At 37.2% G+C, this 25386-nt stretch carries 35 protein-coding genes; 6 read left to right on the plus strand and 29 right to left on the minus strand.

Annotated elements, in window-relative coordinates:
* Positions 1–22: 22 nt before the first annotated feature.
* The 4 genes from LQ50_RS07510 to LQ50_RS25375 form a co-directional block, all read right to left on the minus strand.
* Positions 23–577: a hypothetical protein gene (locus LQ50_RS07510; protein WP_034627741.1), complete on the minus strand. Its 555-nt coding sequence runs from the start codon at positions 575–577 to the stop codon at positions 23–25.
* Positions 577–888 carry a hypothetical protein gene (locus LQ50_RS07515; protein ID WP_034627742.1) on the minus strand — a complete coding sequence of 104 codons (312 nt, stop codon included), beginning with the start codon at positions 886–888 and terminating at the stop codon, positions 577–579. The genes LQ50_RS07510 and LQ50_RS07515 overlap by 1 nt, the downstream gene beginning before the upstream one ends.
* A 133-nt stretch (positions 889–1021) precedes the next feature.
* Complete coding sequence (locus LQ50_RS07520) at positions 1022–1621, minus strand: hypothetical protein (RefSeq protein ID WP_034627744.1); 600 nt, start codon at positions 1619–1621, stop codon at positions 1022–1024.
* Positions 1622–1655: 34 nt separating this feature from the next.
* Positions 1656–1799 carry a hypothetical protein gene (locus tag LQ50_RS25375; protein ID WP_161784666.1) on the minus strand — a complete coding sequence of 48 codons (144 nt, stop codon included), beginning with the start codon at positions 1797–1799 and terminating at the stop codon, positions 1656–1658.
* Positions 1800–1938: 139 nt separating this feature from the next.
* On the opposite strand from LQ50_RS25375, the gene LQ50_RS24280 reads away from it, so the two are divergent.
* Positions 1939–2469, plus strand: coding sequence for a helix-turn-helix transcriptional regulator (locus LQ50_RS24280; protein WP_052144641.1), 531 nt, complete (start codon positions 1939–1941; stop codon positions 2467–2469).
* Between the two features lie 107 nt (positions 2470–2576).
* Here the strand turns inward: LQ50_RS24280 and LQ50_RS07530 are convergent, their stop codons facing one another.
* From LQ50_RS07530 to LQ50_RS07580, 11 genes are all read right to left on the minus strand, one after another.
* Entirely contained in the window at positions 2577–3386 is an 810-nt protein-coding gene (locus tag LQ50_RS07530) for a helix-turn-helix domain-containing protein (RefSeq protein WP_052144642.1), read from the minus strand.
* A gap of 328 nt (positions 3387–3714) precedes the next feature.
* On the minus strand, positions 3715–3918 hold the full coding sequence (locus LQ50_RS07535) for a hypothetical protein (protein ID WP_034627745.1): 204 nt from the start codon (positions 3916–3918) through the stop codon (positions 3715–3717).
* Positions 3919–3931: 13 nt separating this feature from the next.
* Positions 3932–4114 (minus strand): hypothetical protein, encoded by a 183-nt coding sequence (locus LQ50_RS07540; RefSeq protein WP_034627748.1) that lies wholly within the window; start codon positions 4112–4114, stop codon positions 3932–3934.
* The gene (locus LQ50_RS07545) at positions 4111–4341 is read right to left on the minus strand and encodes a hypothetical protein (RefSeq protein ID WP_034627749.1); all 231 of its coding nucleotides are present in this window, start codon (positions 4339–4341) and stop codon (positions 4111–4113) included. Before LQ50_RS07545 ends, LQ50_RS07540 begins: the two co-directional genes overlap by 4 nt.
* Positions 4342–4354: 13 nt before the next feature.
* The gene (locus tag LQ50_RS07550; protein ID WP_034627750.1) at positions 4355–5272 is read right to left on the minus strand and encodes a tyrosine-type recombinase/integrase; all 918 of its coding nucleotides are present in this window, start codon (positions 5270–5272) and stop codon (positions 4355–4357) included.
* Between the two features lie 158 nt (positions 5273–5430).
* Complete coding sequence (locus LQ50_RS07555; protein WP_034627753.1) at positions 5431–5646, minus strand: YneF family protein; 216 nt, start codon at positions 5644–5646, stop codon at positions 5431–5433.
* A 124-nt stretch (positions 5647–5770) separates the two neighbouring features.
* Positions 5771–6226 carry a sporulation inhibitor of replication protein SirA gene (gene sirA, locus LQ50_RS07560; protein ID WP_034627755.1) on the minus strand — a complete coding sequence of 152 codons (456 nt, stop codon included), beginning with the start codon at positions 6224–6226 and terminating at the stop codon, positions 5771–5773.
* Positions 6227–6404: 178 nt separating this feature from the next.
* Positions 6405–8402, minus strand: a complete 1998-nt coding sequence (gene tkt, locus LQ50_RS07565) for a transketolase (RefSeq protein WP_034627756.1) — start codon at positions 8400–8402, stop codon at positions 6405–6407.
* A 143-nt stretch (positions 8403–8545) separates the two neighbouring features.
* Entirely contained in the window at positions 8546–8785 is a 240-nt protein-coding gene (locus LQ50_RS07570) for a DUF896 domain-containing protein (protein ID WP_034627758.1), read from the minus strand.
* A gap of 76 nt (positions 8786–8861) precedes the next feature.
* The gene (locus tag LQ50_RS07575; protein ID WP_034627759.1) at positions 8862–9521 is read right to left on the minus strand and encodes a YneB family resolvase-like protein; all 660 of its coding nucleotides are present in this window, start codon (positions 9519–9521) and stop codon (positions 8862–8864) included.
* Complete coding sequence (locus LQ50_RS07580; RefSeq protein WP_034627761.1) at positions 9514–9720, minus strand: hypothetical protein; 207 nt, start codon at positions 9718–9720, stop codon at positions 9514–9516. Before LQ50_RS07580 ends, LQ50_RS07575 begins: the two co-directional genes overlap by 8 nt.
* 147 nt (positions 9721–9867) lie before the next feature.
* Between LQ50_RS07580 and lexA the strand changes: the two genes are divergently transcribed.
* Positions 9868–10491 (plus strand): transcriptional repressor LexA, encoded by a 624-nt coding sequence (gene lexA / locus LQ50_RS07585; RefSeq protein WP_034627763.1) that lies wholly within the window; start codon positions 9868–9870, stop codon positions 10489–10491.
* A gap of 117 nt (positions 10492–10608) precedes the next feature.
* On the opposite strand, the gene LQ50_RS07590 is transcribed toward lexA, so the two are convergent.
* Both LQ50_RS07590 and LQ50_RS07595 read right to left on the minus strand, forming a co-directional pair.
* On the minus strand, positions 10609–10818 hold the full coding sequence (locus LQ50_RS07590) for a hypothetical protein (protein WP_034627765.1): 210 nt from the start codon (positions 10816–10818) through the stop codon (positions 10609–10611).
* Positions 10819–11070: 252 nt separating this feature from the next.
* Positions 11071–11292, minus strand: a complete 222-nt coding sequence (locus tag LQ50_RS07595) for a phage holin (protein WP_052144643.1) — start codon at positions 11290–11292, stop codon at positions 11071–11073.
* A gap of 239 nt (positions 11293–11531) precedes the next feature.
* Between LQ50_RS07595 and LQ50_RS25205 the strand changes: the two genes are divergently transcribed.
* Positions 11532–11690, plus strand: a complete 159-nt coding sequence (locus tag LQ50_RS25205) for a YjcZ family sporulation protein (RefSeq protein WP_152608181.1) — start codon at positions 11532–11534, stop codon at positions 11688–11690.
* A gap of 69 nt (positions 11691–11759) precedes the next feature.
* Here the strand turns inward: LQ50_RS25205 and LQ50_RS07600 are convergent, their stop codons facing one another.
* The gene (locus LQ50_RS07600) at positions 11760–12065 is read right to left on the minus strand and encodes a YckD family protein (protein WP_034627767.1); all 306 of its coding nucleotides are present in this window, start codon (positions 12063–12065) and stop codon (positions 11760–11762) included.
* Between the two features lie 228 nt (positions 12066–12293).
* On the opposite strand from LQ50_RS07600, the gene LQ50_RS07605 reads away from it, so the two are divergent.
* Positions 12294–12506, plus strand: a complete 213-nt coding sequence (locus LQ50_RS07605) for a hypothetical protein (RefSeq protein WP_034627769.1) — start codon at positions 12294–12296, stop codon at positions 12504–12506.
* Positions 12507–12780: 274 nt separating this feature from the next.
* Here the strand turns inward: LQ50_RS07605 and glnA are convergent, their stop codons facing one another.
* From glnA to spoVK, 4 genes are all read right to left on the minus strand, one after another.
* Positions 12781–14130: a type I glutamate--ammonia ligase gene (glnA, locus tag LQ50_RS07610; RefSeq protein WP_034627771.1), complete on the minus strand. Its 1350-nt coding sequence runs from the start codon at positions 14128–14130 to the stop codon at positions 12781–12783.
* A 204-nt stretch (positions 14131–14334) separates the two neighbouring features.
* Complete coding sequence (locus tag LQ50_RS07615; RefSeq protein WP_034627772.1) at positions 14335–15582, minus strand: methionine gamma-lyase family protein; 1248 nt, start codon at positions 15580–15582, stop codon at positions 14335–14337.
* A 2-nt stretch (positions 15583–15584) separates the two neighbouring features.
* Positions 15585–16877, minus strand: a complete 1293-nt coding sequence (gene hflX / locus LQ50_RS07620; protein WP_034627774.1) for a GTPase HflX — start codon at positions 16875–16877, stop codon at positions 15585–15587.
* Between the two features lie 166 nt (positions 16878–17043).
* Positions 17044–17997 carry a stage V sporulation protein K gene (spoVK, locus tag LQ50_RS07625; RefSeq protein WP_034627776.1) on the minus strand — a complete coding sequence of 318 codons (954 nt, stop codon included), beginning with the start codon at positions 17995–17997 and terminating at the stop codon, positions 17044–17046.
* A 290-nt stretch (positions 17998–18287) separates the two neighbouring features.
* Here spoVK and rpsN point away from each other — a divergent pair, with 290 nt between their 5' ends.
* Both rpsN and LQ50_RS07635 read left to right on the plus strand, forming a co-directional pair.
* Complete coding sequence (gene rpsN / locus LQ50_RS07630) at positions 18288–18557, plus strand: 30S ribosomal protein S14 (protein WP_034627778.1); 270 nt, start codon at positions 18288–18290, stop codon at positions 18555–18557.
* Between the two features lie 416 nt (positions 18558–18973).
* Positions 18974–19315, plus strand: a complete 342-nt coding sequence (locus tag LQ50_RS07635; RefSeq protein ID WP_034627780.1) for a hypothetical protein — start codon at positions 18974–18976, stop codon at positions 19313–19315.
* 85 nt (positions 19316–19400) lie between these two features.
* On the opposite strand, the gene LQ50_RS07640 is transcribed toward LQ50_RS07635, so the two are convergent.
* Genes LQ50_RS07640 through LQ50_RS07670 form a run of 7 tightly spaced genes read right to left on the minus strand, consistent with a single transcriptional unit; the run spans position 19401 to position 25300 of the window.
* The gene (locus tag LQ50_RS07640) at positions 19401–19829 is read right to left on the minus strand and encodes a bifunctional adenosylcobinamide kinase/adenosylcobinamide-phosphate guanylyltransferase (RefSeq protein ID WP_034627782.1); all 429 of its coding nucleotides are present in this window, start codon (positions 19827–19829) and stop codon (positions 19401–19403) included.
* The gene (locus LQ50_RS07645; RefSeq protein ID WP_034627784.1) at positions 19781–20419 is read right to left on the minus strand and encodes a histidine phosphatase family protein; all 639 of its coding nucleotides are present in this window, start codon (positions 20417–20419) and stop codon (positions 19781–19783) included. The genes LQ50_RS07640 and LQ50_RS07645 overlap by 49 nt, the downstream gene beginning before the upstream one ends.
* Positions 20371–21129, minus strand: coding sequence for an adenosylcobinamide-GDP ribazoletransferase (locus tag LQ50_RS07650; protein WP_034627786.1), 759 nt, complete (start codon positions 21127–21129; stop codon positions 20371–20373). The genes LQ50_RS07645 and LQ50_RS07650 overlap by 49 nt, the downstream gene beginning before the upstream one ends.
* The gene (locus tag LQ50_RS07655) at positions 21126–21683 is read right to left on the minus strand and encodes a bifunctional adenosylcobinamide kinase/adenosylcobinamide-phosphate guanylyltransferase (protein WP_034627787.1); all 558 of its coding nucleotides are present in this window, start codon (positions 21681–21683) and stop codon (positions 21126–21128) included. Before LQ50_RS07655 ends, LQ50_RS07650 begins: the two co-directional genes overlap by 4 nt.
* Entirely contained in the window at positions 21680–22762 is a 1083-nt protein-coding gene (gene cobD, locus LQ50_RS07660) for a threonine-phosphate decarboxylase CobD (RefSeq protein WP_034627789.1), read from the minus strand. The genes LQ50_RS07655 and cobD overlap by 4 nt, the downstream gene beginning before the upstream one ends.
* 24 nt (positions 22763–22786) lie before the next feature.
* Positions 22787–23767 carry an adenosylcobinamide-phosphate synthase CbiB gene (cbiB, locus tag LQ50_RS07665; protein WP_052144644.1) on the minus strand — a complete coding sequence of 327 codons (981 nt, stop codon included), beginning with the start codon at positions 23765–23767 and terminating at the stop codon, positions 22787–22789.
* A gap of 45 nt (positions 23768–23812) precedes the next feature.
* A complete protein-coding gene (locus tag LQ50_RS07670; protein WP_034627859.1) occupies positions 23813–25300 on the minus strand; it encodes a cobyric acid synthase in 1488 nt (495 codons plus the stop codon).
* Positions 25301–25386 lie beyond the last annotated feature (86 nt).

The raw sequence follows: 25386 nt of genomic DNA on the forward strand, positions 1-25386 counted from the left end.
TAAGCCCCCTCTGTGATATGTATTACTGAATTAACTCTTCTCTACCCAGAGCGACAACAAGCCTACCTTCACCATCATCGTTAGAAAGATACAACGTTATAAAACCTCGTTCTTCTTTACTATCTTCACTATAACCACCACTGTTTTCAATTTCTTCTGAAAAATACTCGCGGACTGTTAATAATGCATCCCCATTAATTTGTGGAATAACTTTATCTTTTACAGATTTAACTCTTCTTGAATCTAAAGGAGTAAATTCTTCAGCCACTAATCCTAAACCAATTTCAGCAGTTTTATTTTCTACTCTTCTATTTAACGAGATATTATTCACGTAGCCATTAAATACGTTTATCACTAATGGACTACCTTCACCAAGACCAACATCAAAATATTTCAAACTACCATTCTCTTTAATAGGTTCACCATAAATTTCAATGTATTTTTCTAACTTTTCTCCAATTAAAGGGAATTTAGGTCTAGACTCTTCATCCTTTTTTGGCAATTTCTCCCATTCTTCTTCGGTGCCAACAAACGTTAAAAACTGTTCTTTATCTGTCATTGAATTGTATTTTTCCATTACTGAATTCCTCCTTTAGTTAACGCTTGCTCAATTAAAACAAATGCATCTAATCCTTCATCCGTCTCATCATCTAATTCAGTAGCTTCCATAATCAAAGAAAGCAGAAGGCTTCCATTGTCATGAGCTGTTGCATATCCAACTACATGCTTTGCCAATGTTTCAAATGCTAGTTTGTAAGATTCAGGTGAATAACTATCTTCTATAGAAATTGCGTCACCATTTACAAACTCATTCGCCTTTCCGTTTACTGCACTCGCCATTCCCATTACATCACTTACTCCGATAAATTCCTTTTTGTTATTTTCCATTTTGCATTACCTCCAAATTTTATTTTTATTTTTAGTTTTATGTATTGTTACCAGTGACACGACAGCCGTTACGTTTATAGATTGATAGAGTAGCTATAACATTTGTTCACCTCCTTAGATTGATAAAATTACCTTAATTTTTTAAAGCCTCAATCATTGATTTATGTATTCTCGTGAAGTCATGTATTTGTAATGAAATTGCGTCACCTTCAGGAAAATAAAAACCCAAGTTTAACTTTTCTAATTCGATATTTCTATTGTATAGCTCGTCTAATAAAAACGTATCAATACTCATACCATCAATTTTGTCGTTAACATCCTTAATACTTATGTAAAGGAAATCATGATGCATTTCAATATCTTCAAAGTTTGAATAGTCATATAGTACGTTTACTATTACTTCATAAATAGTCGATAGTAATTCATCATAATTAATGAAATCGTACACACTGTAAGAAATTTCATCATAATTGTCTTCTAGCTTATTAAACTTTTCTTGAGAAAGACTCCATGTAAAGACCCCTTCTTTAACAAAGATACGATCATTGAATAAATACTTGTATGAATTTTTATGTCCAGCTTTATAAAGCACATTAGCAATACTTTCAAGCTGATTTATTGAAGCTATTGTGTGATTTTCGTTCTCTTCTTTAACTACCTTGAAAAATGGGTGATCCTCACTGTCAATTAAAATCCAATCTGTTACCATTGTGTCTTTTACTGTTTTATTCATTTTGTATCCTCCATTAGATTAGTTTGCTTACTATTTATACTAAAACTTGCTGAACGTATCGAATTTCTGTATCAACATGTTGCGGAAACTCAATATTTGCGTTGCTTAGTGCGTTTTTGTCATCTTCTGATAGCTGAAGAAAAGCATTGATATAGATTTGCCCTAAAGAGTCTCTCAATCTCTCAACCTCCTTTCTAAAAATAATACTACACTACAAAATAATACAAGTCAATGTATTATTTTTATAAATAGTATTAATACATGAATTTAAAAATATGCTACAATAGAAGAAACATTAAAACAGGTTGGTGGATAAGTTGAAGTTTGGAGATCTAGTTAGAAAACATCGCAAACAAAAAGGACTTTCAGCCGTACAATTAGCTGAAGAAATAGGCGTAAGTCAGGGAACAATTTCTCATATTGAAACTGGAAGAAGAAATCCCAGTGATAAAATAATGGCTAGATTGTTCCATGTATTGGAAATACCTAAGAAAGATATGGACGATTTTACTAATAGTATTACGTTAAAACCAGATAATGAAGGTGTATTAGCAAGTAAGAATATAGTGTTTAATGGACACTTTATTAATTTGAGTATTAATATTACTGCTATTGCTAAAAGTATTAATGAATTAAAAACTGAAAACGAAAAAGCTTTAGCTGATACATTTTATACGTTAGAAGGAAAAGACTACATAAATGAATTTGAGAAATTTATTAAGGAGCACGAGTCCGAAATAGATATAAGGTTAAAAAGTTATCATGATAAGGAGCTACGTTCATCTTTACAGTCGATACTTGAAAGTAGAGCAGATGCTGACGCATTTTTCGATAAAAAGAGTAATTAAACGTTACTCTTTTTTAATTTATCCTCCAATTTTCCAAACTAACGCTAAAAACAATACGCAAGTACACGTACTAGCTATCACAATGAGTTTATCCATGTCTAAGAGCCTCATACAGCAACACCTTCTCTCGCAATGAGTTCAACTAACTCTTCACTGTAAACCTCGTCAAAAGTACGCTCACAAGCCTTAAAGAAGTAACCCTTGAAGTCTTTACGGATAGCCCCACGCTTTAGGGAAAAGATGGATGACTTGAATACACCTACAATGTCATGAGTGAGTTGATCAAGCGTAGTATCAATATTTGTGCGTTTGTATGCAATTCTTACCTTTTGCCACAGCTCATGGATTGATTGAGCTTCTGGGAAAAATACTTTAGCTGCGTCGATGAATGGTTTTGGAATATCCTTACCAAGATAGCTTGAATCAAGCTCAATAAGAGTCGGTTCTACGTTGTTTTTATTATTTTGTTTTTGTTTTTGAGAGGTATTGTCTTCAGGAGTGACAATTTGCTCTGGTTCTTGTGTGACAGACTTTCGATAGTCAGTATTGGGTACAATCGTTTTAACAGGCTGAATCACAACTGCGTTAGAAGTTTGCTGACAATCAGTAGCACGTTTAGTCTCGTATTGCTTTATGATTCCTAACACTTCAAGTGCCTGACACACCCTAATAATTGTTCGTCTTGATTTGCCAACCTTTTCAGCGATATTGCTCTTGGAAAGAAATGACACACCCTTGTACTTCGCTGAGAAACGGTGTAGTAAGTCCAATACAGCAACTTGAGTCTTATTCAATTGATCAGCAAACTGTTCTTTGTAAGAGCGCACAGTGTGGTTTAAATCGGTAATATTCGAGAAAGTAGTTAGGTTACGATACGTTTCTTCTGAAGCGATTATTTGAATAGCTTTTTTTGACATTGTGGATTCTCCTTTAGGAGAAAAAGGCAGATTGCACCTGTTTTAAGCGCACTTAAATAAACCTTAAATAGCTTGAATTTTTTTAAGGGTAAGTGGTATACTATGTTTATCAGGACATAGTATTACAGGTGGCATTGAGAGTGTTGGTAGCACTCCCAGTGCCTTTTTCTTTGTCTTTTTTAGTTTGATTACTTAAACATTCTTCTTAGCATCTTGCCAGTGATACGACCAGTTATTCTCCTCCCTATCCTCTGACCTATCCTTCCTTTACGAATGGCTGATAGGTCATTCCATATGCGCAAAGCCTTGTATATACGTGATTTAAGGCTCATTTCGATACCACCTCACAAAGTTTTAATAAAGAAAGTGCTAATTGTTCAGCCTCAGCTACTGAAATGGCTAATAATGAATCTGGTGATTCAATAAGTATAGCGTGTGGATCATCTACTAATTCCCTTGCTGTATCAACGTTTGTGTAAAGTAATTGTGTCTGAACCTCGGTGTGAGTGCGTTGCATTGTGCTACTCACCATAGTGTTAGTCCTCCTATCTTCCAATCAACAATTCCAACTCATCTTTGACTACGTTTAACGCATCCAAGTATCCTTGTATATAACCGAATCGCTCCAATAACTCCTCCGGTGGTTCGTTACCATGCGCTTCAAATATTTCGTCTAAATCCTTTTCTAGTTTCCTGATTTCTTCATTTATGCTTTTTAGCTTGCTCATTGGAAGACCCCGCAATCTCGAAAACCAATCGGTTTTAAAGATTCAGCTTGAACACTGACTCCTAATTCTTCATAAAATTCGATGCCACGTTTGATTGATAATTGACGTAGCTTTTCTTCATTAACGTCTTCATTGATTGGAGCATAGACGTTAAGTATTAAAGTTGCTCCTAGACTCGTTACGTCAACAGTTACTTTGTAGTGACGCTCTTTGGTTATTGATTGCATTGTGGTAGCCCCCTTAGATTCTCTTATTTAAATTGGATAATGGACTAGATGAGATAGCCTTATCTAGTAATTGAGCATCTGTCATTGATTGCAAATAACGCTGAGTTGTCTGGATTTCTGAATGTCCTAACAATTTAGATAGAGAAAAAATATCTAAATTAGTGCCTGAATTGATTGATTGCGTAGCGTAAAAATGCCTAAAAGTATGAGGTGAGCAACGTACATTTTCAACCTCCGCTCGTTTCCCTGCTTCTTTGATCACGTTATAGAGTGCAATATGGCTCATGCCCTCACCTTGATAAGTTAAAAAATAATTATCTGATCTGATTAACCTATCTTCAAAATATTGCTTTCTTAGTCGCTCATATCGAATTAATATACGTTTCAGGGTTGGGCTGACAACTGCAAAACGTTGCTTATTTCCTTTCCCATTCACTAGAATCGTTTCACCAACATCAACATTCTTCAATCCTCTGATCTCCATCGACCTTAGCCCACAATCAGCTAGCATTGCTATAATTGCTTTATTACGTGCCTCAAGATAGCTTTTATAACTGAACGAGTCTATCATCTTCAATACTTCCTCAACAGTAAAACCAGTTAAAACCCTCTTTGGTACTTTTGGAAGTACAACCTTATCCATAGGATTTACTTTTAAATACTCCTCTTCAACACACCAGTTAAAGAAAGCTGTCATAATTTTAGCCATGGATTGAATAGACTGTGGCTGTAAACCTGTTTTTTGTTTGTGTTGGACATATGCTTGAAGATCAAATTTTGTGACGCTCTCAATGTTTGTAATGCCTCGTTTGTTAATTAAAAAGTTAGACATGTGCTTAAATTCGTGCCTCTTATTCATGAGTGTTTTTCGCGTGTATCCTCTGGCTTGATTTACGTATAAATACTCTTCTATTAAGTCTTGCAACAACAAAAAAACCACTCCCTCCGTGTAAAAATTAACGGAAAAGAATGGTTTTTGGACACATAAGAAAAATTAAGCGTAAATTATGGAGAAAGATTAAGTATTCAAGTAATAATCCTTATTCACAATTACGTTCAAATCAATGAAACCCTTGCTGCAACAAGGATTTACTTACCTTGTTGCTTCTGCATCGCTTTCATCATTTGATTAATTTTCTTCTGCGATGGATTTTGTCCCATTTGCATCATCATGACACGGAGCATTTGCTCATTAAATGGTGGGTTCTTTTTCAAATAAGACATCATCGTCTTACGTGCTATAAAGAAGCCAATTGCAATTCCTGCTGCAACAGCTAGGGTATACCCTAAAATATGAATCCACATAAGTCCAACGTCCTCCTTCGTGCTATCTAAACCTGTCGGGAAAATCCCGAATCAACCTTATCTATTATATCTTAATGACAAGAGATTTAAAAGCACTTCAGAAAAATAACACGTTAGCACCTGATTAAACTTGAGTTGTTCTAAGTAAATCCTCTTGCTTCATGGGCTTTAACCAGCCATAGCGATGCTCCTCAATGGTAAAAGCAAAGAAGGTTGGTTCGCATTTTCTTAGGATTTCAAAGAACATCGTTTCTACATCAAAAGACCCATCCGCTGTTAAATAGAGTGCATCTGAACCAATTACAAGCTCTGCTTTAGAATCACGATCTGATATATCAATAACATGTGTATTTTTCTTCTTTTTATATCCCTCCAGTTTCAGTAGGTCCTGCTTGAGTTTTTGTTGAAGGAATAGGGATGGGATTGGCTTTGTAATATATTCTATTTGTTTCCTTAAAATCTCCTTTTGAGGCCCTCTCGCTTTCTCATGCTCAAGAAAAAGATAAAACAACTTAGATTCTTGTCCATAGTATTGACGAGCAACATCTTCTTCAAAAATATACAATTCATAATGTCTCATCAAGGACACCCTCTCGCATTTTATTTTCTCTAGTATACGGGAACTCTATTGAAATGATTGTCTGAAACCGGAGCAGATAACCACTAATTTTGTCGAATTAAAAAAACTGACTCATAAGAAGGGACTTTAGCATTAAGTTAAGCTAAATCTCCCACTATGAGTCAGTTATTAGTGAACATTATTTTTGTAATAATACTTTTACTTTTGCTACAACATTTTCAACAGTAAAGCCATATTCAGAAAGAATCTTCTCTGCTGGAGCAGATGCACCAAATTGATCAATCGCTAAAACATCACCGTGATCCCCAACGTACTTAGACCAACCTAATGGTGAAGCCATTTCAATTCCAAGACGCGCCTTGATGTTTGGTGAGATTACTTCGTCTTTATAAGATTGTGGCTGTGCCTCAAAAAGATCCCAGCTCGGCATACTAACAACATCAGCATGAATACCATCTTTTTCTAGAACAGCTTGAGCTTCTACAGCTAAAGGAACTTCTGAACCAGACGCTAATAAAAGCACGTCTGTTGTTCCGCTAGACTTAGATACAATATATGCACCCTTTTTAACACCTTCATAAGCAAGCTCTGCTGTATGATCTAATGTTTTTAAATTTTGGCGAGTCAAAACAAGGGCTGTTGGTGTATCTTGGCTTTCTAGTGCCACCTTCCAAGCGGCCACTGTCTCGTTACTATCTCCTGGGCGAATAACAGATAACCCTGGCATTGCACGTAAAGCAGGAAGCTGCTCAACTGGTTCATGTGTTGGGCCATCTTCACCTACTGCAATGCTATCATGAGTAAATACATAAATGACAGGTAGCTTCATAAGAGCTGCAAGACGGATCGCTGGGCGTAAATAGTCGGAGAATACAAAGAATGTTGCACCAAAAACTTTTAATCCTCCATGTAGAGCCATCCCGTTTACAGCAGCTCCCATAGCGAATTCACGCACTCCAAACCAAATATTGCGTCCTTCATAATGATCTCGTGAGTAGTCACCTAAATCTTTCATGTACGTTTTGTTCGAACCTGCAAGATCCGCAGAACCACCAAACAATTCAGGAACTTTTTTAGCGAAAGCATTAAGAGCCTCTCCAGAAGATGAACGTGTCGCAACACTCGATCCCGCTTCATATACTGGAGCTTCTGAATCCCAACCTTCTGGAAGCTGACCGCTATTTGCACGCTCAAATTCAGCTGCTAGTTCTGGATATGATGCTTTATACTGAGCAAAAAGTTCATTCCACTTTTCTTCTTTTTTAGCACCTTCTGATTTCACATCTGCAAATAAATCCTTTACATCAGAAGGAATATGAAATTCCTCTTCGTGTAGCCATTCGTATGTTGACTTTGTTAACGAAACTTCATCTTTTCCTAATGGGGCACCATGTGAAGCAGATTTCCCTGATTTATTTGGAGAACCGTAACCAATAACCGTTTTGACTTCAATTAATGTTGGACGATCATCTTGTTTCGCTGCTTCAATCGCACGATTAATTTCATCAAGATCATTCCCATCCTCAACACGAATGACTTGCCAACCATATGCTTTATAGCGATCTTCAACACTCTCTGAGAAAGAGATATGCAAATCACCATCTAATGAAATATCGTTGGAATCATAAAGGACAATTAGACGCCCTAATTTTAAATGTGCTGCTAATGAAGCAGCCTCTGCAGAAACACCTTCCATTAAATCTCCGTCTCCACAAATAGAATATGTATAATGGTCGACGATATTGAAATCTTCCTTATTATATGTGCTAGCTAGGTGGCGTTCAGCCATAGCCATTCCAACAGCCATAGCAATCCCTTGTCCAAGTGGACCTGTTGTTGCTTCTACACCTGGTGTATGACCGTATTCCGGGTGCCCTGGTGTTTTGCTTCCCCATTGACGGAATTGTTGTAAATCCTCTAATGATAAGTCATATCCTGTTAAGTGCAACAAACTATATAGAAGCATTGATCCGTGTCCTGCAGATAATACAAAGCGATCTCTATTAGCCCAATCTGGATTTTCTGGGTTGTGGTTCATAAATTTTGTCCAAAGGCTATACGCCATAGGGGCTGCCCCCATCGGCATACCTGGGTGTCCTGAATTTGCTTTTTCAATACTATCAATTGATAGTGTGCGGATTGTATTGACCGCAAGTTGATCTACTTGTTTCGTCATGGTTTCATATCCCTACCCTTCCACAGTAACTGATTTCTTTCTCTATTCTTCTACATCTTATACTTTATCCTTAAATTTCACAAGCATTCAGACAAATCTTCCATTATGCAAAAAAGCCTCTAAAGACTGAATTTAGAGACTTTTTAATGCATTGGATTATTTTTATTTTTCTTGCTTTCTTTTAACGCATCTGGTGTAACATCATTTCCATTTTCATCAACAACCGTAACGGAATGTAGGTGATTTTTAAATGATGCACGAAAGGTTTGAAGGTATTCTTTACGTAATGCCTGTTGCTCCTTTTCTTCTTGTTTTGTTAAACCACTTGTTTTAGCTCTTTTAGAAAGTTCATTTATTCTAGCTAGTTTTTCTTTTGATAGCATATTAAGCACCTCTTTTTCCGATTCATTCCCCTACTTTACCGTATTGGAATTTGGTTTTCAACCGAAAACAATCGGACTAGTCCTGAGTTCTCTCCTCTTGTTCTTCTCTATACTGCTGGTATCTTCTATGAACTGTTGCTTTGGAAATATCATACCCAAACCCTCTTAATGTAGCTGCAATATCATGAAAGGTCAATTCCATATTTCGTAGTCTTATTATCTCTGAGATTGGAACTTCTTTTTTTGATCTTCCTGCACCTACACTATTTTTCAAATTCCGCTCTGGTCGATACCCATTTTTGATGGCTGCTTTCATTCCACGTTTGATTTTGCTATTATGTAACTTTCGTTGAAACTCTTCGACAATAGAAACAATTTCTAACACCATTTCATCAGCCTCAGAGAGCCTTAACTCCTCTTCAGCTTGAATGGTCAGTACACGAACATCAAGCTTTCGTATTTGATGAAGAAGCGCAATTTTAGCGTGCCCTCTTCCTAACCTTGTATCGTCTTGAATTAATAAAATATTAGCTTCGCCGTTTTGTAAATAATCGAGTACTTGCAGCATTCCCTCTCGATCAACATCATATCCACTAGCTTGCTCTTCTACTATATCAATAATTTGTAAATCTTTACCTAAAGCTATTTCTTCTAATTCTTTTGCTTGTCTTTTTAATGAAGATAATTGTTCTTTGTTGTTCGTGCTGACACGACAATAAATAACGGCTTTACTCATGATCTATTTTCTCAATTGGTGTAACAAACACCAAACTAGATTCATTTATCAAATTTACTTGTTGCTTACTTTGTAACTCTTTATCTTCTATTGATTCGTGTACGGGGGCAGATAATATTATGGTTGTATACATAAATAGCAATACAGCAATAGCTGTTAATATAATAAAAATTTCTTGTCCTGAAAAACGTCTAATCATTTCCTTCACCTCAGTAAGAATGTTTGTTCGCTTATTATCGTAATACGAACAGTTGTTTGTGTCAAATGTTTTTTAGAACAATTGTTTGCATTACATATGTTCGCATGTTACAATTTATCCAATTAGGAAACTTTGTGGGGTGTACATATGTCAAAACTATCAAAGCGCCAGCTCGAAATACTAGATTTTATTAAAGTGGAAGTTAAAAAGAAAGGATATCCTCCTTCCGTTAGAGAAATCGGGGAAGCTGTTGGACTTGCTTCTAGTTCAACAGTTCACGGCCACCTTTCAAGATTAGAGAAAAAAGGATTTATTAGAAGAGATCCAACTAAACCAAGAGCAATAGAAGTTTTAGATCTGGAAAACGAAACAGCACCGCTCCCAGAAAAGAAAACCACATATGTTCCAGTACTAGGAAAAGTCACAGCTGGATTACCGATTACGGCAATTGAGAATATTGAAGATTATTTGCCTCTTCCTGAACATCTAGTTTCAGGAGACAATACTTATGTCCTTGTTATTCAAGGTGACAGTATGATTGAAGCAGGAATTTTCGATGGTGATATGGTTATTGTGCGCCAGCAACAAACAGCCAATAACGGGGATATTATTGTTGCAATGACAGAAGAAGATGAAGCAACGGTAAAGCGTTTCTTCCGAGAAAAAGATTATATTCGCCTACAACCAGAAAACTCTACAATGGCTCCGATCCTTTTAAAGGAATGTACCGTTTTAGGAAAAGTCGTTGGTGTATTTCGTACCATTCATTAAAAACCTTTTACGCAATGAGTAGAACCGTTACGCCTGTAACTTTCAATAGCTTTTCCTGTCTATCAAAAAACCAAGCATCTCCTTAAATGAGCATGCTTGGTTTTTGTTGAATCTTCCTTATTTAGAGAATTCCGTGCTTTTTTGTTGTTCCTTATCTTTTCTTCTTTCTTTTAAATATGTAAGTAGCACAAACGTCATCACTAACGCACTGACAATGACCATTCCATAACCGCCTGTTCCTTCGTTAACAAGGATACGAAACACACTTCTTAAGAAAAACATAACTGATAATACGTACATAATTAGCAATACAGTCTTTTTACCCACTATTATCCACCCCTCCTATTTAATTATTAGGGATAATCCAAAAGAACACAATATAGAATTCCAACCATTCATTATGCTATTTAACGATACTTATCATATGTATATGCTGAAAAAGGCGATTATCCCTTTTTTAACGTCTTTGTCATATTACAGATTTATTGGGTCATTCTATAATTACATGGTTCTGTATATCACACCACGAAAAACACCTAAACCATGTAAAGCCCCTGCATTTGCGGGGCTTTTTTATTTCTAATGAAGCTTATGCTTTTTTAGTACTTCTTTTTGCCGTATCCCCTTTTTACTAATATAATTGTTTTTCCATCCAGCCCAGATAAAATAAGCACCAGAGATAACCGCAACAACATCATTTATAAACTCTTCTGAAATCGTTTGGTACCCCAGCAAATTTAATACCGCATTTACGACAGCAAAAATTAAAATTGTAAAGCGCCTTATTGATGCCTTATCCATTTGATCTCCTCCCTACAAGTCCGTTCTTTGTACTTGCTCTGTTAGAGCTAGTCTATGTCTGTGAAAGGTAGGAAATAACTATGAAAATTCATGGCATCACTTAGTTAATTTCAATTTTTGTTAATTGCTTTGTCACTTTTCAATGTTTTGCATAGGCTAACGTATACATTTTTATTGATTACAAATTCGTTTATCACTCTCATCATTTCGTTACTTTCATCAGAAAGGTGGCAATTCACATGTATTATTATGGGTGTAATCCCGGATATGGGTATGGTAGTCCCGTCGTTCCTACTAATGAGCTGGCAGGTGACAGGCAATCAAACTTCATTTTAATTCTCGTTTTGTTTATATTATTAATCATTATTGGTGTTTATTTTTTTAATACGGAGAAGTAAATGCAATACGCACGAACCGTTAGCGCAAACCTCAAAAAGCCCACACAAACGCGGTGTGGGCTGCAACCATTATTCTTTATGATGGTGATGTTTTTTATCCCATTTTGGAACAAATCCATTTTCCTCTAATTTATTATAATGCTTATCGATATGAGAAATGATTTTTTGTCCTTTTTCTTCTGTAAATACACCATACTCAACATATTTTGTAATGATCTCTTTTTTCTGGTCAAACAATTCCTTATGCAAACCAGCCATTTCCGTCTTTTGCTCTTCTGTTAATTTTACATCTGCTGGCTCTTCTGCTCCTACTACCGGCATAACACCTATAGTTAATAGTGCAGCGACAACCAACCCTAACATAAGCTTTCTCATCTTACCATCACTCCTTTTATAGTATTTAAAGCTTGAGTTTGTAAGAAATTCATATTTATCCTGAACAGGTTAAATTTACATACTTTTTCACATAATCTTGTTACGATTTAAAACATGTTGCCGACCTTTAGTTAGTGTTTAGCTTACAAGATTCTCACTATTCCTTCATAAAATTTTCCCCACTGGAACATACTATCCTTAGCAAAAATAGGTCAGGGGTGGTTTTAGGTGAGATTTCCTACGTGTGTTGTAAGTCACATATTAATTACTGTCATTTCCATGGTGATTAATAGGAGAAAGGAGAATAAAGAAGATAAAGTTCTATATATCGGATTAATGGTGGGTGGCTTTATGTGGTCACAGCTTCAAACTGAATATTTAATAAGGCGTATTAACAAGAGAACAGAGCAAATTGTTAGAGGGAATTCATCATCCAATTAATCTCAACCTACTTTGTATTGCTATCACTTTAGAAGGCATTTTAGAGCTTGTAGGGATCAATAATATAATAATGAAAAAGACTATCATACATAAAGCTAGTCTTTTTTTGTGTCCTATAATATAGAATATTAAGTAGCTACTATTCAAAAATTCAAAGGACATTCTTTGATATTCTATTTTAATCAATGCTAACCATAATACATCTATATAGGGAATCTCAGAAAAACAACAAACAAAAACCCTTAACACCAACAGTGTCAAGGGTTTTATCATCTTAATAGTTTTGCATATATTGGTCACGTTCCCACGGATGTACTTGCGTGCGGAACATATCCCATTCAATTTCTTTTGCTTCTACGAAGTTTTCAACTGCATGCTCACCAAGTGCTTTTACAAGAACATCATCCTTCACTAAAGCATCAATAGCTTGCTTTAATGTCGCCGGAAGATCGTCAATACCTTCTTCCTCGCGCTCTTCTTTGCTCATGATGTAGATGTTACGATCAGTTGCAGGTGGCGGAGTTAATTTCTTTTTAATTCCGTCTAAACCTGAAGCTAACATAACTGCCATAGCTAAGTATGGGTTAGCAGCTGGATCTGGACTACGAACTTCAACACGAGTACTTACGCCTCTTGAAGAAGGAATACGAATTAATGGGCTACGATTACGCATCGACCATGCAACGTAAACCGGAGCTTCATATCCTGGTACAAGACGCTTGTATGAGTTAACGATCGGGTTCGTAATGGCTGTGAATGCTTCGGCATGTTCAAGGATTCCTGCTAAGAACTGCATAGCTGTATCACTTAATTGTGATTCTGTACCTTCGTCATAGAATACATTTCCTTCTTTTGTGAACAATGACATGTTTAAGTGCATACCTGAACCATTTACTCCAAATAATGGCTTTGGCATAAATGTTGCGTGAAGGCCATGTTTACGAGCAATTGTTTTTACGACTAATTTAAATGTTTGAATATTATCGCATGCAGTAACTGCGTCTGCATATTTAAAGTCAATTTCATGTTGACCAGGAGCCACTTCATGGTGCGATGCTTCGATTTCAAAGCCCATATCTTCAAGCTCTAATACGATATCACGACGGCAGTTTTCCCCTAAGTCTGTTGGAGCTAAGTCAAAATAGCCACCTTTATCATTTAATTCTAATGTAGGCTCGCCATTTTCATCGTTCTTGAATAAGAAGAACTCTGGTTCAGGTCCAATGTTAAATGCTGTGTACCCCATTTTTTCAGCTTCTTTTAATACTTTCTTTAAGATGCCACGAGGATCTCCCGCAAATGGAGTTGGCTCTTCACCTGGTTTTCCTGGAAGGTAGACATCACAGATTAAACGTGCAACCTTCCCTTTTTCTGGTGTCCAAGGGAAAACAACCCACGTATCTAAATCAGGGTATAGATACATGTCAGACTCTTCAATTCGTACGAAGCCTTCAATTGAAGAACCATCAAACATCATCTTGTTATCTAGCGCCTTTGATAGTTGAGTTACTGGAATTTCAACATTCTTAATCGTACCAAGTAAATCTGAAAATTGAAGACGAATATAGCGAACATTTGATTCTTCAGCAATACTCAAAATATCTTCTTTTGTGAACTTTGCCATATTATGTACTCCCCTTTCAAAACTTAAATATATTAGAAAAACAAGTCACTAAGGTCTTGTTTCTTCTTCCTTTTAAAAACTAGTCAACTATTATGTACATTGATTCTATTACATGTTTAATGTTACTAGATGCACTGTATACTGTCAACTTAATGAAATGGTGACAATCCTTGTGTTTTAAGCACTGCGAACACTTTTCTACCGTTAATCAATTAGTGAATCGATTGCTTGTAAAACAGCAATTTTAACATGTTCATAGGTTAATCCGCCTTGAACATAGGCAACATACGGTGGCCGGATCGGGCCATCTGCTGTTAACTCAATACTCGCTCCTTGAATAAATGTACCTGCGGCCATAATAACGGGGTCATTATAACCGGGCATAGGACTTGGTTGTGGTGATACGTGAGCATTGACTGGTGATGCCGCTTGAATGGCTTGGCAAAAAGCAATCATTTTTTCAGCTGTTGGAAACTTAACGGATTGAATTAAATCCGTTCTTCGCTCATCCCATTTGGGCGAAGTGCTCATTCCTACTTTTTCTAAAATCGCGGCTGTAAATACAGCACCTTTTAACGCTTGTGATACAACATGAGGCGCTAAGAAAAAGCCTTGATACATTTCAAGTAAACTATAAAGGCTTGCTCCTCCTTCTGCTCCAATCCCAGGGGCTGCTAGGCGGTAAGACGAAAGCTCTATGAGATCACTTCTCCCTACTAAGTATCCACCTGTTTTTACAATTCCGCCACCTGGATTTTTTATTAGAGAGCCAGCCATGATGTCTGCTCCTACTTCACAAGGCTCCAACGTTTCTACGAATTCTCCGTAACAATTATCAACAAATACAATAACATCCTTTTTAAGTGAGCGTACGAACTTGATCATTTCTTGAATTTGCCCAACCGTAAAGGATGGACGATCTCCGTATCCTTTAGAACGTTGAATCCCAATGACTTTTGTCTTGTCAGTGATGGAATGTCGGATTTCCTCTTCATTAATCCAGCCTGATTCCATTAATGGTACCGCATCATAGCCAATTTGAAACTCCTTAAGTGAACCATTTCCGTTCCCACGTATTCCAACAATTTCTTCCAACGTATCATAAGGTTTCCCTGTTATGTATAGAAGATCATCACCAGGTCTTAGTACACCAAATAGTGCCGTAGCTATTGCATGAGTTCCAGAAATAATTTGAGGGCGGACTAAAGCCGCCTCTCCACCAAATACTTCTGCATAAATCGATTCTAACGTATCACGGCCAACATCGTCATACCCGTATCCAGTTGATGGTGTGAAATGAAAATCCGCTACTTGATGGTTACGAAATGCCTTCATAACCTTTGCCTGATTATGCAGAGTAATTTCTTCTATTTCTTGATGATGCTCTCTTATTTGAAGCTCTACTTCTTTTGTTAATTGGTCAAGTTTCTTTTGATTCTTTAACGTCAACATGGTTATTCCTCAACTTTCACTTTCTTTGGTTCAATAATCGAGCGGATTGCCAGGTCGTGTCCTAATGCCGTAGTTGCAATGACGTATCCTTGAATTTCATAATGCTCCGTCTCTTCATTCCAATTTTGCTTTTTAATAATTGTAGATTCGCGACACTTCGATAACAAACTACCTTCTTCTGCCTTTAACACTACATGGTATTCACTCATTTGCTCCATTAGCTTTTCTTCAATAGCTTGCTTTAAGCTATTGAGATCGTCTTGATCAAATGCACTAATTTCAATCGAGTCCTCATCGTGAGTCGGAAAGAAATTGTCGTCTTTTTCCTCACTCTTATTATATACAACTAATTGTGGAATGTTTTCTGAATCTAACTCCTGAATTAGCTCCTTCACGGTGCGCTCATGTTGCTCGTAATCAGGATTTGAACTATCCACAACATGTAATAGTAAATTTGCTTCCTGCAGTTCTTCTAACGTAGAACGAAACGCGGCAACAAGAGTGGTAGGTAAATCTTGAATAAAACCAACCGTATCTGATAGCAGAATTTTCATCCCGCTTGGTAAGTTAAATTGTCTTGTAGTTGGATCAAGTGTTGCAAACAATTGATTTTCCTCTAATGTATCCACTTCTGCTAAACGATTTAAAATCGTTGATTTACCAGCATTTGTGTAACCGACAATCGCAACTTGAAAGGCGTCATTTTGTTTTCTTCTTTCCCTGTAGCGCTGCCGATGGCCAACAACCGCTTCTAATTGATGCTTAATTTCATCCATTCTACGGCGGATATGACGACGATCACTTTCAAGCTGTGTCTCACCAGGTCCTTTTGAACCAATCCCTCCCCCTTGTCTTGATAGGGCTAAACCTTGTCCAGCGAGGCGAGGAAGTAAATATGAAAGCTGTGCTAACTCTACCTGAAGCTTTCCCTCTCTCGACTGCGCGCGCGAGGCGAATATATCTAAAATTAATTGAGTTCGATCAATGACCGTTTTCTTCGTTCTTGTATGAACATTTCGGATCTGACTCGGAGAAAGTTCATCGTTAAAAACAATCGTATCTACGTCTGTCTCATCTAATAGGACTTGCAATTCGTCTACTTTCCCTCGTCCAATATAGGTAGAAGGTTCAGGCTTTTGACGCTTTTGTGTAATTGTTCCAACAACCTTCCCTTTGGCTGTTTCGACTAAACTTTTCAATTCATCCATTGAATTCGTAAAAGCAATATCATCTGTATCAAATTGACATCCTACTAACACAACGCTCTCCGTTTCTTTATGGTTAATTTCCTGCAAGAATTTCCACTTCCTTTGTCTTCATCTTACCTTTTATTTTGTCCAGCGGTGACGTTCATACGCATCATACCATGAACTAGAAGAAAATAGAAAAAACAACGTGAACAAATCATTTATTATTTATCGTTAAAGGCCAATCAACCTCATTAGGTCAATTGGCCTTTTGTTAATTCATTTTCACATGAGATGAATGAAATTTAAAATCTTCACGTTTCATTGTTAGAAGGGATTCTCGATCATACGCATTTTCCCTTAGTAGCCTTACCGCCTGCATTCGTATCGCCTCTTCAATAATATTTCTAATGTATCTTCCATTACTAAATGTACTCTCTTGCTCATACCGGATTCGTCTTATATGATCACGAATATGAGTTTCTCCCTCTTGAGTTAATTCATATTCGCGCTCCGCTAACATTCTTCTCACCATTTCCATTAATTGATCCGTCGTATAGTTAGGAAAATCGATTGCGATCGGAAAGCGAGATGGCAATCCAGGATTGAGCGATAAGAAATACTCCATTTCTTTTGAATATCCTGCCAAAATTAAGACAAAATCATGTTGATGATCTTCCATCGCTTTCACTAACGTATCTATTGCCTCTTTTCCAAAATCTTTTTCTCCACCTCTAGCTAAGGAGTATGCTTCATCAACAAAGAGAACACCACCACTCGCTTTTTTTAGAACCTCTCTCGTTTTTTGAGCTGTATGGCCAATGTATTCCCCAACTAAATCGGCTCTTTCCACTTCATTAAAATGCCCTTTTGCTAGGACCCCCATTTGATGTAGAAAATCGGCAATGATTCTAGCCACTGTTGTTTTTCCCGTACCTGGATTGCCTTTAAAAATCATATGAAGAACTTGCTTGCTTGCTTTTAATCCAAGCTCCTCACGACGTTGGTTAATATAAATCCAAGCATAAATTTCGTTCACAAGTCGCTTTACTTCTTCTAAACCAACATATTCTTCAAGTTTTTCTTCAAATCGCGTTAAAATTTCATGTTCTTCTTTTTCGTGTTCTGTTTGAAAAAGGGATTCATTTTTGCCCATTTTTTCAATTGGTTTATGATTTAATACAACATTAATACGCCCTCTTTTTTTGGAGTTAACCGGGTTACTCATGATGCACACCCCTTTGTTGTTCCGTTTAAGCACCAACTTTTCATTTTATACTATACGCAAAAATAGGCGAACATGTGACAACCGCCTACTTAAGTTGTTTAATAAGAGCTCCTTTTTGTAATCTTTACCATCTTACGCAAGATGAAAAGGAAGGATTCCAAATTAATTGCACGGGCTCTTATTTTTCATAGAACAGCCTCAATTTTTGAGCCTAGACTTTACTTTGTAAAACTTTTTCTATATTATATAAATCGTAATGATTACTATTATCTATAAGGAGGTGCTATGAAATGGCTAAAAAATCAAAGGTAGCCAAAGAGCTAAAAAGACAAGAAATGGTTGCTCGCTATGCTGAACGAAGAAAAGAGTTAAAAGAAAAAGGCGATTATATAGGACTTAGTAAGCTACCCAGAGATTCATCACCAAGTCGCTTAACAAGAAGATGTGAAATGACTGGTAGACCTCGTGGTGTTTTACGTAAATTTAAGCTCTCAAGGATTGCTTTTAGAGAGCTGGCTCATAAAGGCCAAGTTCCAGGTGTGAAAAAATCAAGTTGGTGAGTAATGTTTGAAAGGGCGTGTGACAATTGGAAAGGCACAGATCTCTAACGGTTTTACAACAGGCTTCTCATTAAAGGAATAATCATTAAAAAGATAAAAAATAACACTGAGAGTGATGTCAACGTCATTCTCATTCGCCCAGGAGGTGCAAGATTGTCACAGCGTTATTGATGTTTATCCAAATGCCGATATCCATTCCTTTCTTCATAACATACACTTGGTGACCAACCATTGATCCCTCCTTAAAGAATGCCTGGAACCCAGATGACCTCTGACACCAATACACGGAATAAAATGCAAAGACTTCCTACTCATTGTCAAAGTTCCCTTTGTACCGATCAACCGTTTTAAACTCTTAATTAGCGGTTAAGCTATAGAAATCATTAAGAAGTTCTGTCAAAGGGGGGAAAGAAAATATGGAACAAGAACATCCTATCCATGAAAAACACCCACATAAACACAGTGTGGCATGTGGACATACAAAAATTAAACATGATGATCATATTGATTATGTGCACAATGGGCACCTGCACCATGAACATAATGGACACTGGGATGAGTGCAAAATTCCAGTATCAGAAACGAATCCAGATGCATGCGCTCCTATGAATTGCGGATGTCATCATGATACCGATTGTGGTCACGAAATGGTTCCACATGGTGATCATATGGACTATTTAGTTAATGGGCGCTTGCATCACGTACACGGCGATCATTGTGACGATCATGGACCTGTTGAGTTAGTTAATGTTCAGTAATCATCTAAAGATACACAAATCCTCCCTAGAGCAAAGGGAGGATTTGTGTTCAACATTTCAAAAAATAAGTTGCCTTTTGACAAAATCACTTTAGCTTTTTCGATAATCCATTCCATACATAATGGACTTGATCTGAGAGATCAGCAGCATCTTGCGTGATCCAGCCAACTAAGTCCCTTAACACCCGCTCATTCTTTTCGATCGGGACTATACCTCTCCCAAGCTCTACCATGATTAATAGAGCTTCACTTTTTCTTTCTCTTTCTTCTAACTTGATCAAATGAAAAAGCTTTTTCATCTCACTTCGAACTTGATCGTGATTCTTATACCTTGCTAGCTCATCCCCTACCCACTTTTCAAACCCTTCTAACACGAAAACCGAATCCTGTGTCCATCTTGTGTTCCAATCACTCAGTAAATCACCGTCATAAGCAGATAACCAAGCGATCTTTTTACCCATTTTCCTTACAATTTTTCTTTTTCCTGAGAAGGCACCTCCGATAATAAGCTGCATACCCACTCTCCTTTCTCCAAGACAAATGATAGCTTTAATGCCTGTCCATGATTCACAGTAAGGCTCCAAAATGTGTGGGCCGGAATCATTTTTGAGATGATATAACGAATAACCCCTCCATGGGTCATTACTAAAACCTGCTGCTTTTCTTTTTTGTTTTGTTCAAAGGTATAATGAAGTAACTCGTATAGAAATGCGTCGATTCTCTCTTGAAATGCTTTGCTTGATTCACCATTGGGTATCGGAATGCCTTCCCAATTATCAAGCCACTTCCGATAAGAAGGATCATGTTGTAACTCCAGATACGTTTTCCCTTCCCAATCGCCAAAGTCCATTTCTCTTAACCTACGATCGGTTCTAGCCTGCTTGGAAAGCTGTAAAAAAGCCAACGTTTCTTGGCAACGTTGCAAATCGCTCGAAAATACATAGGTAAAGTCGATCTTGCTTAACGCTCCTTTTAATTCCAATAAATTGGTTGCTTCATCCCATATGATCGGTATGTCCGTATGCCCTAAGTATCTTTTTTCTTTATTCCACCTCGTTACGCTATGACGAACGAGAAATAAATCCACACCACTACAAGCCCCCATAGTTCTCCTCCTTCAATAGCAGTACCTAATAAGTCCCCGTTTGTGCCTTTAAATCGCGATTTTACCCAAAGGCCATACAGTAAGATGAATAAAAAATAGGCAGGCACGAAAAAGAAAAATCCCTGAAACCAAATAAAAATGACGGCAATAGGGAGAAACGCATACAAACTGTCTAGCCAATTTATGTTCTTTTTCCATTCCCATGCCAATCCTTGTTGTTTCGCAGTTGGGAGACCTAGCATAAGCATTACGGCCGCAAATCTGGAAAATGCCATTATAATCAGAATGCTATAAAGAAAAAAATCAAATTCAATTAATTGATAGATCATTATGACTTTCCAGCCCATTAAAAAGAAAAGAGCAAGTATTCCAAAGCTTCCAACATGAGGATCCTTCATGATTTCCCACTTTTTTTCGAGTGAAGCATTGGATCCTACTGCATCCGCAACATCCATCCAACCATCTAAATGTAATCCCCCACTTAACCATATCCATATAGTAAGAGTAAGCAAAGTTAGCATCGTTTGCGGGAGGTACGATCCAACGGTGAGCACAAACGCAATGATCATTAATCCCATCACCATCCCAACAAGAGGGTAACTCCTGATCGCCCATTTGCTTGTCTGTTTATTCCAAGGACAATGAACCGGAACAGGAAGTCTTGTAAGAAATTGAATGGCTAATACAAACCCAAACACCATATGTTTCATTGCCCTCCTCCCTTCCAATAGATCGGAATTCCTGCAATCACTTGTATTGCATCATCTGCATGCTGCACAATGATTTTATGTACATGTTGCAAAGTATACATATAGCGCAGAACGTCTTTGGAAGTATGTGGGAGGCCTTCATTCACATCGTTAGAGACAAAAATAAGATGAAGGTGTTTTTGTTTTGCAATCATTATCCATCTATTAACAATCTCTTCAATCTCTTGTAAGCTGTATTGTAAGTCGAACATGACATTATTTATCCAAATCGTTAAGCAATCAATTAATAAGACATCATAAGAATGGCAAGAGCATAGCAGTAAAGAGAAATCATACGACTCCTCATGCGTTTCCCATTCTTCTACTTCTCCTCTCATCTTTTGGTGCAGTCGGATTCTCTCCTCCATTTCAACATCACTTCGTTTCGAAGTAGCTATGTAACATAATCGTGCAGAGCGATTATCATGTAGATGTTCCTTATAGGTTGAAACTGCCTTACGCTCTGCATACTTGCTTTTTCCTGATCGAGCACCACCTGATATAAAAGTAATCATGATTCATTTCTCCACTTTTGTAAAAGGTACACTAATCGTTCATTTTCTTTCTTTGACCTTATTGCCAATCTAATGTACTCCCCATTAAGCCCTTTAAAATTATGGGTATGTCTGGTTACAACTCCATTTTTTAATAGAAACTGAAAGAGCCTATCTGTATCCAACGGTCTCTTATCCTGTAGTAAATAGAAATTCACATTTGAAGGCGAACGATAAAAAGCTAGATTAGTTAAAGCCTCACCTATGAATTGCGACTGTTCCTCTAACCAGCCTCTTGTTTGCTTTATAAACGTTTTATCTTCTAGTAATTTAGGAACCATGGCATCTACTAATGCGTTCACACTCCAAGGAATTTGTTCTTTCCTTATTGCGTGAATAATAGTGGGACCGGCCATCATATATCCCACTCTCAGTCCTGGAATCGAATATATTTTTGTTAAAGATCGTAATAAAATTACATTCGGGTACATTTCTAACCACGTAGTTAATGACGGAATGGAAACTGGTAAAAAATCGACAAATGCTTCATCTATCACTACAAACGTCCCTGTTCTTTTTCCTTCCTCTAAAAGAACTTGTAATTCTTCCTCTTTCACTACTGTCCCTGTTGGATTATTCGGTCGACACAAAAAGATAACGTCTGTGCTTGATAGTTTTTCAAGAATACACGTTAACGGTAATTGAAATTCCTTTTCTTTCTCTAAAAAGACATCCTCCATTTCAATATGATAGTGAAGACATGCTCTTTCATATTCTATAAATGTTGGTTGGACAATGATCGCTTTTTTGTTTTCAAAGTATTTTGCCACTAAGAAAATCGCTTCTGCTCCACCGTTTGTTAAAAGTATCTGATTTTCTTCTACCCCTTCAGATTTAGCAAGAGATGCCGTAGTACGTGAATATGTTGGTTCCGGATAACGAGTAATGGTGTCATAATGATCCGCTAATGCACTATTTAACCAAGTTGGCGGACCTAACGGATTTAAATTCGCACTAAAATCAAGAAGTTCGCTATCCTGATTGATTCCAAACAATTGCTTCATCGTTTCTGGCTGTCCCCCATGATTAGGCCACTTCATGTATTCACCCCCATTTATTGACTCTTATTTCATTAAAAGCATGAAGCTCATTCCTAATAAAATGAACAGAACCCAGCCTCCATGCATGTATTGAATAGATTTCTTAATATCCGTTTGTGTTAATGCTCGATTTGGGTCTCCCATTGTTGCTCTTTGAGATTTTATCCCTTTGTAATAATTGATTCCACCTAACTGAATGCCTAGCAATCCAGCTACCATCGCTTCAGGCCAACCACTATTTGGACTAGGATGTTTTTTAGCATCTCTATATGTTATTTTTAAACCATGAAGACGATTTGACCCAATAAGAAAAAAAGAAGACAACCACATTGCTACCGCTGTCAGTCTAGCAGGAATCCAATTGACTACATCATCAAGCTTAGCTGAAGCTCGTCCAAATTGGTTAAATCTTTCATTTTTGTATCCAACCATTGAATCTAACGTGTTAATCGCTCGGTAAGCCATTGCCAATGGAGCACCACCAATCATCGCCCAAAACAATGGCGCTGTGATCCCATCAACTGTATTTTCTGCTACTGTTTCAACCGTTCCTCTCACCACTTCACTCTCACTCAAGCGCTCTGTATCTCGGCCAACAATCATACGTAGTTTATTTCTTGCTTCACCTAAATTTCCAGAAGTTAATGGGATGTAAACTTCTAAAGCGGCTGATCGTAATCCTTTTATCGCTATCGTTGTGGAAATGAAGTAAATTTCAACGAGGATCCCTGCTATTGGGTGCCATTGATAAGCAATAAAAACGATGAAAAAAGTAACAATAAAAACGAACAATACGACAACGGACGCGAGGAATACCCCTTTTGACACACGGTTTTTCCCTTGATTTAACCTTGTTTCACAAAATGAAATAAGTTTCCCCATTTGTACAACAGGATGAGGCAACCAACGAGGATCCCCCATGAACAAATCTACAAAAATAGCAGCTACTAAAATGATGCATAATATCATAACAGGATCATTAAGTGTGTTAATCATACTTACCATTATGTTTAATTCCTTTTTCTAAATTCTTAACGATGTGATTCTTCATTAGCTTTGTTTTTCCTGATACTCACCTATCATTTGATAGATTTTCTCTAATTGAATATGTTCGCGTACAACATTTGCTAATAAGTCAAAAGCTTCTTCTTTTTTCTTAGAAAAAGAGTTTCGATGATGGATTGGTTCAAGTCCCTTTTTAGACCTGATCTCGTTTAGTAAAACTTCTCGAAATATATCATTATGAAAAATCCCATGAAAATACGTACCGATAATGGTTTTATCTTGACTAATTGCTCCTTCAACACGCCCTGTTAACTGAACAAAATGGCTATAATCCTTCTCAAAATGGGACTCACCCATATGGATTTCATATCCCGATACAGGTATTTCCCTCTCCCCAAACTTAGCCAATCCTCTAGACTGAACCGTTGTTTTTTTGACAGTCATCGACGTTTTCATTGGGATAAGTCCTAGTCCATCTATTCTTTCATTCAGAGATTCAACCCCATCCCTATCTTCAATACAGTTTCCAAGCATTTGATATCCTCCGCAAATACCAATAATCATCGTATGTTTCTGTGACAATTGTAAAATTCGATTCGCTAAGCCTGTTTGGTGTAAAAACATCATATCTTCTATCGTATTTTTACTGCCAGGTAAAATCAGAAGATCTGGTTCTCCCAATTCTTCCGCCTTTTTTACAAAGCGGACAGAGCAATCAGCTTCTTCAAAAAATGGGTCAACATCAGTAAAATTGGATATCATTGGATAGCGAATGACCGCTATATCCATTTCTTTCGATCGATCTACTTTGGTCGAATAGTTACTTAAAACAACGGAGTCTTCAGCTTCAATCATCAGATTATTGATATAGGGGATGACACCTAAAATAGGAACCCCTGTATATTCCTCAAACCAAGAAAGACCTGGTTCTAGCAGAGTTACGTCACCTCGAAATTTATTAATAAATACACCTATCACACGCTTTCTGTCTTCTTGGTCAAGTAATTGCAATGTTCCGACTAAACTGGCAAATACGCCCCCTTTTTCAATGTCCCCAACTAAAATGACCGGTGCATTCGTGAGCTTTGCGACACGCATATTGACAAGTTCTCGGTCATTTAAATTAATTTCAGCAGGACTTCCTGCCCCTTCAATAACGATTCGGTCAAATTGTGTAGTTAATCTATTGTAAGATTCTTCGATAATACGTAAACCCTGTTCAAAAAAATCTTTTCGGTATTCTCCAGCTTGCATATTTTTATACGGTTTGCCATGAACAACAATTTGAGATTGAAATTCTCCACTCGGCTTAATTAAAACTGGGTTCATGTCCGTTGTTGCATCAATGCCTGCTGCCTCGGCTTGTACTCCTTGCGCTCGACCAATTTCCTTTCCGCATACAGTAATGTAAGAATTTAAAGCCATATTTTGTGATTTAAACGGAGCCGTCTTCCATCCGTCCTGAACGAATATTCGACATAATGCTGTTACAAGAGCGCTTTTTCCTGCATCTGAATGCGTACCTTGAATCATTAAAGGGATTGCTTTTTTATTCAAAAGGAGTCACTCCTTCCTTTTCCATATTAAAGTCTTTACTGATTTGGTTATCCTAGTGCAAT

This window comes from Halalkalibacter okhensis, assembly GCF_000787375.1.
GTDB lineage: Bacteria > Bacillota > Bacilli > Bacillales > Bacillaceae_D > Halalkalibacter > Halalkalibacter okhensis.

What these genes read in the sequence shown, in the direction of transcription:
- LQ50_RS07510 (WP_034627741.1), bottom strand. Translation starts at nt 577, where the DNA reads ATGGAAAAATACAATTCAATGACAGATAAAGAACAGTTTTTAACGTTT.
- LQ50_RS07515 (WP_034627742.1), bottom strand. Translation starts at nt 888, where the DNA reads ATGGAAAATAACAAAAAGGAATTTATCGGAGTAAGTGATGTAATGGGA.
- LQ50_RS07520 (WP_034627744.1), bottom strand. Translation starts at nt 1,621, where the DNA reads ATGAATAAAACAGTAAAAGACACAATGGTAACAGATTGGATTTTAATT.
- LQ50_RS07530 (WP_052144642.1), bottom strand. Translation starts at nt 3,386, where the DNA reads ATGTCAAAAAAAGCTATTCAAATAATCGCTTCAGAAGAAACGTATCGT.
- LQ50_RS07535 (WP_034627745.1), bottom strand. Translation starts at nt 3,918, where the DNA reads ATGGTGAGTAGCACAATGCAACGCACTCACACCGAGGTTCAGACACAA.
- LQ50_RS07540 (WP_034627748.1), bottom strand. Translation starts at nt 4,114, where the DNA reads ATGAGCAAGCTAAAAAGCATAAATGAAGAAATCAGGAAACTAGAAAAG.
- LQ50_RS07545 (WP_034627749.1), bottom strand. Translation starts at nt 4,341, where the DNA reads ATGCAATCAATAACCAAAGAGCGTCACTACAAAGTAACTGTTGACGTA.
- LQ50_RS07555 (WP_034627753.1), bottom strand. Translation starts at nt 5,646, where the DNA reads ATGTGGATTCATATTTTAGGGTATACCCTAGCTGTTGCAGCAGGAATT.
- sirA (WP_034627755.1), bottom strand. Translation starts at nt 6,226, where the DNA reads ATGAGACATTATGAATTGTATATTTTTGAAGAAGATGTTGCTCGTCAA.
- tkt (WP_034627756.1), bottom strand. Translation starts at nt 8,402, where the DNA reads ATGACGAAACAAGTAGATCAACTTGCGGTCAATACAATCCGCACACTA.
- LQ50_RS07570 (WP_034627758.1), bottom strand. Translation starts at nt 8,785, where the DNA reads ATGCTATCAAAAGAAAAACTAGCTAGAATAAATGAACTTTCTAAAAGA.
- LQ50_RS07575 (WP_034627759.1), bottom strand. Translation starts at nt 9,521, where the DNA reads ATGAGTAAAGCCGTTATTTATTGTCGTGTCAGCACGAACAACAAAGAA.
- LQ50_RS07580 (WP_034627761.1), bottom strand. Translation starts at nt 9,720, where the DNA reads ATGATTAGACGTTTTTCAGGACAAGAAATTTTTATTATATTAACAGCT.
- lexA (WP_034627763.1), top strand. Translation starts at nt 9,868, where the DNA reads ATGTCAAAACTATCAAAGCGCCAGCTCGAAATACTAGATTTTATTAAA.
- LQ50_RS07595 (WP_052144643.1), bottom strand. Translation starts at nt 11,292, where the DNA reads ATGGATAAGGCATCAATAAGGCGCTTTACAATTTTAATTTTTGCTGTC.
- LQ50_RS25205 (WP_152608181.1), top strand. Translation starts at nt 11,532, where the DNA reads ATGTATTATTATGGGTGTAATCCCGGATATGGGTATGGTAGTCCCGTC.
- LQ50_RS07600 (WP_034627767.1), bottom strand. Translation starts at nt 12,065, where the DNA reads ATGAGAAAGCTTATGTTAGGGTTGGTTGTCGCTGCACTATTAACTATA.
- glnA (WP_034627771.1), bottom strand. Translation starts at nt 14,130, where the DNA reads ATGGCAAAGTTCACAAAAGAAGATATTTTGAGTATTGCTGAAGAATCA.
- LQ50_RS07615 (WP_034627772.1), bottom strand. Translation starts at nt 15,582, where the DNA reads ATGTTGACGTTAAAGAATCAAAAGAAACTTGACCAATTAACAAAAGAA.
- spoVK (WP_034627776.1), bottom strand. Translation starts at nt 17,997, where the DNA reads ATGAGTAACCCGGTTAACTCCAAAAAAAGAGGGCGTATTAATGTTGTA.
- rpsN (WP_034627778.1), top strand. Translation starts at nt 18,288, where the DNA reads ATGGCTAAAAAATCAAAGGTAGCCAAAGAGCTAAAAAGACAAGAAATG.
- LQ50_RS07635 (WP_034627780.1), top strand. Translation starts at nt 18,974, where the DNA reads ATGGAACAAGAACATCCTATCCATGAAAAACACCCACATAAACACAGT.
- LQ50_RS07640 (WP_034627782.1), bottom strand. Translation starts at nt 19,829, where the DNA reads ATGCAGCTTATTATCGGAGGTGCCTTCTCAGGAAAAAGAAAAATTGTA.
- LQ50_RS07645 (WP_034627784.1), bottom strand. Translation starts at nt 20,419, where the DNA reads ATGGGGGCTTGTAGTGGTGTGGATTTATTTCTCGTTCGTCATAGCGTA.
- LQ50_RS07650 (WP_034627786.1), bottom strand. Translation starts at nt 21,129, where the DNA reads ATGAAACATATGGTGTTTGGGTTTGTATTAGCCATTCAATTTCTTACA.
- LQ50_RS07655 (WP_034627787.1), bottom strand. Translation starts at nt 21,683, where the DNA reads ATGATTACTTTTATATCAGGTGGTGCTCGATCAGGAAAAAGCAAGTAT.
- cobD (WP_034627789.1), bottom strand. Translation starts at nt 22,762, where the DNA reads ATGAAGTGGCCTAATCATGGGGGACAGCCAGAAACGATGAAGCAATTG.
- cbiB (WP_052144644.1), bottom strand. Translation starts at nt 23,767, where the DNA reads ATGGTAAGTATGATTAACACACTTAATGATCCTGTTATGATATTATGC.
- LQ50_RS07670 (WP_034627859.1), bottom strand. Translation starts at nt 25,300, where the DNA reads ATGATTCAAGGTACGCATTCAGATGCAGGAAAAAGCGCTCTTGTAACA.